This window comes from Achromobacter sp. (assembly GCF_049647645.1).
GTDB lineage: Bacteria > Pseudomonadota > Gammaproteobacteria > Burkholderiales > Burkholderiaceae_B > Achromobacter.
On the sequence record NZ_JBARYB010000015.1, the window covers coordinates 1 to 9,827 of the forward strand.

1 protein-coding gene is annotated in these 9,827 nt (G+C 71.2%); it reads right to left on the minus strand.

Annotation, left to right across the window (positions count from 1 at the left end):
- Nucleotides 1-9,827: beta strand repeat-containing protein (locus WBB14_RS01840; RefSeq protein WP_424238317.1), on the minus strand; the 9,827-nt coding region annotated here is incomplete at both ends.

A 9,827-nucleotide genomic window follows, 5' to 3' on the forward strand; every position in this document is an offset into this window, starting at 1 on the left:
AGCCGGCGCCGTTGCCGATGGCGGTGCCGGGCAGCGCGCCCGGCTGGCTCAGCAGGTCCAGCAGGTAGTCGCTGGAGACGGTCGGACGCTGGCCGATGAAACGCGGATCGGTGGCAACGACGTAGGGCGCATCGGGCCTGCCGTTGACGGTATAGAGCTGGCTGTCCGGAATGCCGGCCGGGTTGGAGACGCTGCGCACCACCGTGCCGCCGGGCAGGCCGACGCTGGCGACCAGCACCGGCCCGGGCGCGGCGCCGCCATTGCTGGCGCCGGGTCGGGAGCCGTTGAGCTGGACGGCGACGTTGCCGCCGGAAGTGCCGACCGGCAGTTCGATGGGCTGGCCCGCGAGGGTGGCGTTGTAAGCCTCGGAATACTCCTTGCGGTCGCGCGAACGCGCCTGGGTGACCGTCATGGTCCCCGTGCGCGTGACGGTGCGTTCACCGCCCGCGCCGATGTTGTTGATGGCAGGACCGGCCACCGTGAGCGCGCCGCCCGCGGCGATCTGGCTCTTGTCGTTGGTGACGGCGCCGGTAAGCGTCATGGACCCGCCCGACAGGATCTTGCCGGGGTCGGAGGACAGGGTGCGGGTCTCGGTGACGGTCTCCTGCACCTGGTAATAGGTGAACGTCCCGACCAGGCGGTTGTTGAAGTCGGCATTGAATGCCCGGATGTGCGCTTCCAACTCCATGTGCGGCGCCTTGTAGGCGGCGTAGGCTTCTTCGTAAGCCTTGCGGCGCGCTTTCTCGGCTGCGCAGCCATCGATAATCGCGCAGTTGTCATACAGCGGCGGAACCCAGACTGGCATGGGGCCGGCCGGAGGCGTGACACCGAAGACAGACCAGATGCGCTCTCCGGAACCGTAAAGGAATTTCTCCGGCCGGTCCCAGCAAAGGTCGGCCGCATCGCCGCCGCTGCACCCGACGTCGGGAGGGGTATAGGTCGGCGTAATGGGCGAAGTCTCGCCGCCCCTGCCCTTCTTGCTGGGCGTATAGTCGAACGGCGGTCCATAGCGCGACGCCGGATACCTGGCCGACGGCAGCAGGAACATGCGTTCCGGATCGTCGTCCAGCCAGGCCGGATCCTTGCTGCACATGGGCGTCACTTCGTCGCACAGCCAATTGGTCTCAGCGTCGTACATGTCGGTGGTGCCGGCCGGCGTGAAGTACACCTTGGACGTGCTCGACACCTGCACCGTTTGGTTGGTGTAGCGGTCGTTCTGGTTGCGGATGGACGCGGCCGAGATGCCGGCATTGCCTGCCGCTTCGATAGTGGCGGAGGCGTTCAAGAGCGAACCGGCCTGGCCAATGGCGCGGCCGGCGGCGTCCAGTGCGCCACCGATGCGCAGGTCGGCGCCCGCGTAGACCAGCGCGTGGTCGCGGTTGACCAGCGAGCCCACGCCCAGGTCCATGCCGCCGCGCGATGCGATGACGGCTCCGCCGCCCGCGCCCGCGCCATTGACCAGCGCGCCGGCCTGGATCGACACGGCATCGCCGTAGATGCGGCCGAAGTTGTCGACACGGCCCGCGGTGATGCGGGTCGAAGCGCCATCGATGAGGCCGGCGTTGGTCAGGCCTTGCGTCACCGTGATGCGGTTCTGGCCGCGGGCCAGCAATTGGCCGGAGGCCTGGTTGTTCAGCGAATCCGCCGTGATGCTCAGATCGCGGCCGGCGCTGATCTTGGCGCGGTTATCCATCGCGCCGCCTACCGACAGACTGAGGTCGCGGCCGCTGGAGATGTCGCCCACCTGGTTCAGCGGGCCGGCATACGCGAACGACAGGTCGCCCGCGGATTGCAGCACACCCAGCCCCTGCAACACCTGCGCAATGACGGTCAGGCTCTTGCCGGCTTGCAGCGTGCCCTGCGTGTTCTTGAGCGTGTCGGCGACGATGCGGGCGTTGCCCTGGGAAGCGACCGCGCCACCCGTGTTGTCCAGTTCCTTGGCGCCCAGGGTCAGGTTCTCGATCGCCTCGATGGAGCCGCCCTGATTGTTGACGCGATCCGCCACGATGGAGACGACCTTGCCCAGCACGCCCTTGGGCGGCGTGCCGGCCGCGGTCAGCGTGCCGCTGTTGTCCAGGCTGGCGGCGTTCAGGGTCAGGACGTTGTCGGCCTGGATCAGACCGCCGCGGTTGTCCACCGCGCCGGTAGCGGTAATGGTGAGGTCGCGGGCGGCCAGCGTGCCGTCGCGGTTGACGACGTTCGCGGCGTCGATGCGCGCATCGCCGGCAGCGGCGATCACCCCGCCAGTGTTATTCAGCGCGCCGGCCAGCTTGATGGCGGCATCGCCCGTTGAAGTCAGCTTGCCGCCCTGGTTATGAAGATTGGCAGCGCTGATATCCAGGGCGCCGCCCTGCACCACCGCGTTGCGGCTGTCGACGTCGCCCGGCGTGGCCAGCGTGACCTTGCCGACGGCGGACAGCTTGCCGCCCGCCAGGTTCAAGTTGCCCGCGGACAGGCTCAAATCCTTGCCCGCGAGGCTGGTGCCGCCATGGACGATGGAGCCGCCCGTCAGCGTGATGCTGCCCGGCCGGCTGAGCGCACCGTCCGCGCCTACGCCCGCCACGAAACGGCCGGCGTTGGAAAGCTGTCCCAAGGCGGTGGCGATGAGGTCACCGCCGGCCAGCACCGATCCGGTGTTGTCCAGCGTGGATCCGGCCCACAGTCTGGCCTGCGTGCCCGCGGACGCGATGCCCGCGTTGAGCAGCGCACCGCCCGCACTCAGATCCAGTCCCGCGCCGGACTGCAAGCGACCGTCCGCCGTGATGGTGAGCCTGCCGCCAGCGCTGGCGATCATCTCGCCCGCTTGCGTGGCGGCGATGCCGCCCAGCGTTGCGTCCGTGCCTGCCCGCAGCGTCATGCCTTGTTCCGCGGCCGCCGAGCCGAACGCGGTGAGCGCGCCACCCGCTAGCGCGGTCAGCCCGCCCCCGGCCTGCAGGCGCGAAGCCGCGCCCAGCGCAATATCGCCGCGCTGCGCGGTCAGCGACAGGTCGCCTTGCAAGGCGGCGAGCGTGCCGTCGACCGTGATCTTGTCGCCTGCGGTCAGCGTTTGCGAACCGCCGGCCAACATGCGTCCGTCCGCCCGCAGCGCTTCTTGCGCGGTGGCGCTCAGCTTGCGGCCGGCCTGCGCCAGCCCCGCCGCGCCCACGGCTACGTTGCGGCCCGTCAGCGTCAGGTTGGCGTCGGTGGCGGCAGTGCCGTCCACCCGCGCGTCGCGCGCGGCGGCCAGCAGCATGTCGCCCACCGAACTCAAGGCGCCGGTTGCGTACAGGTCGCGATCGGCGCGGGCAGTCAGCGTGCCCGCAGCCTGAAGCTGGCCGTTCTGCTTGACGATGAGATCGCGTCCGGCCGTGATCGAGGCATTGCCCGCCGCGCGTTCTCCCAAGGCAGCGGCAAGGCCGCCCAGAAGAACGTCTCCACTTGCGGCGAGCGTCAGGCCGCCGCCCGAGGCAATGACACCGTCTGAATCCAGGTTGGCGCCTGCGCGCGCGTTGAGCCCGTCGGAGGCCTGCATCCGGCCGCCTGCGCCAACGAGCAGGTTCGCGCCCGCGTCGGCCGTCAGGCCGCCTTCCAACGCGGTGGCGATGCCGTCGATGCGGATGTCGCGCTGCGCGCCCAGGACCATGGGCGAGCCGGCGGTCGCCGTGCCCGTGATGAACAGGTCGCGGCCCGCCCGAGCCTGCAACGTGCCACCCCCGGCGCCCGCGCCCGTGGCGGTGCCGGCCGTACCGGCGATGCGCAGGTCCTGGCCCGCGCCCAGCAGCAGTTTGCTGCTGCCCTGGGCCAGACCCGCCTGGCCGATGGTCAAGTCCCCAGCCGCATCGGCGCGCAGGGTGCCGTTGGCGACGGTCTTGCCGTTCAGTTCGGCGTCCGTGCCGGCCTTCAGCGTGATGTCCTTCTCGCCCGAAATCGTGCCGTTGGCCAGCAGCTTGCCGCCGGCCTGCGCTTCCAGCAGCCCACCCGCTTGCAGCGCGCTTGCGCCGCCCAGCGTCATGGAGCCGCCGCTATTCACCTTGAGCGCGCCCGCATCGGCCAGTACCGTGCCAGCCACCGCGAGATCATTGTCGATCCGCAGCGTCGCGGATTGCCCGGCCACCAACGTGCCTGCCAGCGCGGCGCTATCGGCCTGCACATCGACCAAGCCATCGGCCTGCAAACGCGAGTCCGCCGTCGTCGCCAGCGCGCCGCCGGCCTGAAGCGCCAGCTTGCCGGCCGCGAGGTTCTGGCCTTCGAGGCGGATATCGGTGACCGCGTCCAGGATCAGATCGGCCAGCGAGGAAATCGTGCCGGCCGCCGTCAGCGAACCGCCCGCGCGCGCTTGCAGCGCGCCGCCGGACAAGGCGCGGCTGCCGGCCGACAAGATCAGGTCTTCGCCTGCGATCAGGTCCAGGGCGCCGTTGGCGGATGCTGCCGTGCCGGACAGGTCCAGGCGGCCCCCGGCGTTCAGGCTCGCGCCCTTGTCGCCGCGCACGACTCCGGCCATATCCAGATTACCGGCAGCCGCAATCCGCGCCTGCTCCGAGGCATCCAGTTGCGCCGCCGCGCCGATGCGCATGTTGCCCCCGGCACTGGCATCCAGCGTGCCGTCGGCGCCCAGCTTGCCGTCCGCCCGCGCATCGCGCACCGCGCGCAGTTTTGCGTCTGCGGTGGAGACGAGGACGCCGCCCAGCGCCAGGTCGCGGCCGGCATCGGCCTGCACGCCCTTGCCTTGCTGCTGGCTGCCCGCCCCTAGCAACAGGTCATTGCCGCTCTTGAGCCGCAGCGCGCCGCCATAGGCGAGCGCGTTGCCATCCACGCGCAGGTCGCGCGCGGCGTCCAGCGACATGCCGCCTTCGGCCAGCGCGGTGCCGGCGAGGTTCAGATCCTGCCCGGCCTCGAGCGTCATCGACGCGTCGGATTGCAGGTGCGAACCGCCTGCCGCCGTCAGCGCCTGGCCCGCCTTCAAGCCCAGGCCGCGCGCCGCATAGACCTGTCCCGCCACGGCCGCGTTGCGCGCAGCCTGAAGGGTCAAGACGTCCAGGGAACTGAGCGCGCCCGCCACGCGGAGATCGCCCAGCGTCGTGACATTGACCGCGCCCTTGGCCGCGACCCGCGCCAGTCCACCCATCGACAGATCACCGCCTGCGTTCAAACTCAGGCCGCCGGCACTGGCAGCCAAGACGCCATCCACGGACAGCTTGCCCGCGGCGTCCATGCTCAGGTCGCCGTTGCCGCGCCAGGCGCCGGCCAGCGTCATGTCGTTGCCGGCCTGGGCCCGCGACGAGCCTTCAGCGTCCCATTGCGCCGTCTTGCCCATGGCAAGGTCGCGCGCGGCAATCAGCGATATGTTGCCGGTGGCCGCGGCCTTGCTGTCGATGCGCGCGTCGCGTCCCGCGCTCAACACGATGTCGCCACGCGCCGCCATGGCGCCGCCCGCCAGCAAATCGCCCTTGGCGCTTGCCGACACGCCTGCGCCCTGCGTGCGGCTGGCGTCGGCCAGGCGCAGGTCGTTGCCCGCCGCCGTGGCCAATGGGCCGCCGTAGGCCAGCGCCGCGCCGTCCACCTGCACGTCGCGCCCGGCATCCAGCGTCAGGCCCTTGTTGGTTTCTGCCTCTCCGGCCAGGACCAGGTCCTGGCCCGCGCGCAGGGCCATGGCGCCTTCCGATTGCAGGCGCGCATCCGCGCCGGCCAGCAACTGTCCTATCGCCTCCAGCAACAGCGGACCGCCGGCCAGCAGCTTGCCCGTAACGGTTGCGTCGCTTCCCGCTTGCGCCGTCAAGCCGGCCAGCGAGGACGCCGTGCCCGCCACGCTCAACGCACCCTTGGTGATCATGGACAAGGGGCCGCCTGCTTGCGCATTGCCGCCCACGGTCATGCCGCCATCCGAGGCCAGGGTCAGCACGCCCTGTGCCGCGCTGGCCGTGCCGCTGATGTCCAGCGCGCCTCCCGACCGCAGTTCCGTGCCTTGATTGCTGAGCAGGCTGCCCGACAACGCCACATCGCCGCCGGCCTGCAGGCTTGCAGCGCCCGTCGCTTGCAGCTGGCCCGTGACCTTCGCCGTGTCCTGCGCGCGCAGCGTCAGGTCGCCGTCGGCGCCCAGCTTGGCGCCGAGCGCCGCGTCGCGACCCGCCGTCAGAGTGGCCGCTCCCGCCGCCACCATTTCACCGCCGACGATGAGGTCGCGCGCGGCTTTCGCCGTGACGCCCTTGCCTTGGGTCTTGCTGGCATTGCCCAGCAACAGATCGCTGCCGGCATTCATGGCTAGCTCGCCGCCATAGGCGAGCGCGCTGCCATCCACGCGCAAATCGCGCGCCGCATCGATCGCGATGCCGCCGTCGCTCAAGGCAGCGCCCGCGAGGCTGGCGTCCTGGCCTGCGCTCAGCGTCATGTTTTTGGACGATTGCAGTTGCGCCGCGGATCCCGTGCGCAGGTCCTTGCCTGCCTGCAGCGACAAGGTGTCGCCGGACAACAGCTTGCCGTCCACCGTCGCGCCGCCCGCCGACACCAGGGCCAGCGCGCCCTGGCTGGCCAGTTCGCCAGCCACCGACAAGGCGCCGCCGCTCTCGCCGCGCAGCGTGCCACCAGCCAACGCCTTGCCGCTGGCGCCGATTGTCAGATCGCCTCCGGCCAGCAGGTCGATTCCGCCCGATGCTGCCGAGGTCGCGCCGTCCAGGCGCAAGGCGCCCGCCGCTTCGATGCGGTTGCCCTGGTTGCTGCGCAATGCGCCCGCCAGCGTCGCATCCTGCCCCACCTTGAGTTGCGTCTTGCCTTCCGCGTCCAGTTGAGCGCTTTGGGCCAGGGTCAGATGGCGCCCGCTATCGAGCTTCAGGTCGCCCGCGGCCACGGTCTTGCCGCCGAGGCTGGCATCGCGGCCCGCAATCAACGCGATATCGCCGCGCGACGCCATGGTTCCGTCCGCCAGCAGATCACCGCCGGCACGCGCCGTCACGCCCTCGCCCTGCGTGCGGCTGGCGTTGTCCAGGCGCAGATCCTTGCCCGCGTCCATAGCCAATTGGCCGCCGTAGGCCAACGCCGCGCCCTCCACGCGCAGGTCGCGCGCGGCATTCAGCGCCAAGCTCTTGTTGGCTTCCGCCTGTCCCGCCAGGACCAGATCCTGGCCAGCGCGCAACTGCATGGCGTCTTCCGATTGCAGGCGCGCATCCGCGCCCGCAACCAGCCGGCCCATCGTTTCCAGCAACAGCGGACCGCCGGCCAGCAGCTTGCCGTTGACCGTGGCGTCGCCCGCGGCCTGGGCCGTCAGCCCGGCCAGCGAGGACACCGTGCCCGCCACGTTCAACGCGCCCTTCGCGATCATGGACAAGGGACCGCCGGATTGGGCGCTGCCGCCCACTGTCATGTCGCGGTCCGAGGCCAACGTCAACGCGCCTAGCGCCGCGCCGGCCGTACCGTTGACGTCCAGCGCGCCTCCCGCCCGCAGCTCCGTGCCCTGGTTGCTGAGCAGGCTGCCCGATAGCGACACATCGCCGCCGGCTTGCAGGCTTGCACTGCCCGTCGCTTCCAGCTGACCCGTGACCTTTGCCGTGTCCTGGGCGCGCAACGTCAGGCCGCCATCGGCGTTGAGCCTGGCACCGATCGCCGCATCGCGGCCTGCCGTCAGGGTGGCCGATCCCACCGCCGCCATCTCGCCGCCGGTGACGAGGTCGCGCCCCGCCGTGGCCGTGACGCCCTTGCCCTGCGTCTTGCTGACGTCGCCCAACAGCAGATCGCTGCCGGCGTTCAAAGCCAAGCCGCCGCCGTAAGCCAGTGCGCTGCCGTTCACGCTCAGCGCGCGCGCCGCGTCGATCGCGATGCCGCCATCGCTCAAGGCAGTGCCCGCGAGCTTGGCATCCTGGCCTGCGCTCAGTGTCATGCCCTTGGACGATTGCAGTTGCGCGGCGGATCCCGTGTTCAGGTCCGCGCCTGCCCGCAGCGACAAGGCATCGCCGGATAACAGCCGGCCATCCACCGTCGCGCCGCCCGCCGATGCCAGGCTCAGGCCGCCTTGGCTGGCCAGTTCGCCAGCCACCCATAAGGCGCCGCCGCTTGCGCCGCTCAGCGCGCCGCCCGCGTATGCCTTGCCCTGCGCGCCCACCGCCAGGTCGCCGCCCGCGAGCAGATCGATTGCGCCTGCGACAGAGGAAGTTTCGCCGTCCATGCGCAAGGCGCCTGCGGTCTCGATACGGTTGCCTTGATTGGTGCGCACCGCGCCCGCCAGCGTCGCGTCCTGCCCCGCCTTGATTTGCGCCGCGCCTTCCGCCTCCAGCTGCGCAGCCTGCGCCATGCTCAGATTGCGTCCGCTTTCGAGCGTCACATCCTTGGTGGCGACCGTCTTGCCGCCGAGCTGCGCATCGCGCCCAGCGATCAGTGCGATGTCGCCGCGTGCGGCCATCGCGCCGTCCGCCGACAGGTCGCCGCCCGCGCGTGCCGCAATACCTTCGCCCTGCGTGCGGCTGGCGCCGCCCAGGCTCAGATCATTGCCTGCGTTCATCGACAGTTGGCCGCCGTAGGCCAGCGCCACGCCATCCACCCGCAGATCGCGGCCCGCACCCAGCGTCAGGCTGGCATTGGTTTCCGCCATGCCTGCCACGGACAGGCTCTGGCCCGCGCGTAGCTGCATGGCCCCGTCCGACTGCAGGCGCGAGGGCGCGCCCGCCGCTACCTGGCCTATCGCTTCCAGCAGCAGCGGACCGCCGGCCAGCAATTTGCCGTCGACCGTGGCATCACGCGCCGCCTGGACCGTCAGTCCAGCCAGCGAGGACACCGTACCCGCCACGTTCAGCGCGCCCTGCGTGCGCAACGCCACCGGCCCGCCCGCCTGCGCGCTGCCGCTGACGGAAAGGTCGCCGCCCGACGCCAGGTTCAGCTCGCCTGCCGCCGCGCCCACCGCGCCGCTGATGGCGAGCGGACCCGCAGCGCTCAGCTCCACGCCTTGATTGCCGCTGAGACTGCCCGCCAGTGAAATGCCCGCTCCGGATTGCAACCGTGCGCGCCCAAAGGCTTCCAGTTGCCCGGTGACGGCCGTCGCGCCTTGCGCGTTCAGGTCCAGGTCGCCGCGCGCCAGCACTCGCGCGCCCACCGCGGCCTCGCGTCCGGCCTTCAATCCGGCCGCGTTCTCAGACACCAATTCGCCATCGGCCCGCAGATCGCGCGCCGCGTCCAGCCCGACCCGCTGGCCCTGCGCCTTGCTGGCCGCGCCCATGCGCAGATCGCCGCCGCTCTTCAGATCCAGCGCGCCGCCGTAGGCCAGCGCGCTACCATCCAGGCGCAGGTCGCGCGTGGACTCGATTAGCATCGCGCCATCGGTCAAGGCCGCGCCAGCCAGCGTGACGCCCTCGCCCGCGCGTATCGCCATGTCGCGTCCGGACTGCAGTTGCGCGCCGGCCTCCGACACCGCGTCCGCGCCGGCCTGCGCCTGCAGCGCGCCAGACGCGTACACCTGACGCGACAGCAGCATGTCGCGCCCCGCCTGCAGCGTGACGCCTTCCTTCGCCGACACCACGCCGCCCGCCGTGGAGACGCCGCCGCTTTGTTCGCCCGGCGCAGCCGGTTCAGGCGTCTTGCCGGGCTCCGCGCCAGTGCCGGAGCCCGAGCCGGAACCGGAGCCCGTGCCATTGCCGGCTCCCGTGCCGGTGCCGGCCCCCCCGCCCGTGCTGCCGCCTTGCCCCGGTTGCGGCACGACAGCCTGTCCCGCCACCTTCAGGTTGCGCCCCGATTGCGCGCGCAGATCCTGGTCCGAAGTCAGCAGGTCTCCCGACAGGGAAAGGTCCTTGCCCGCGGCCACGCGCAAGGCGCCCTGCGTGCGCAGGCTGCCCTGCGCGTCCACCGCCACATCGCCCCCGGCCTCCACAGTC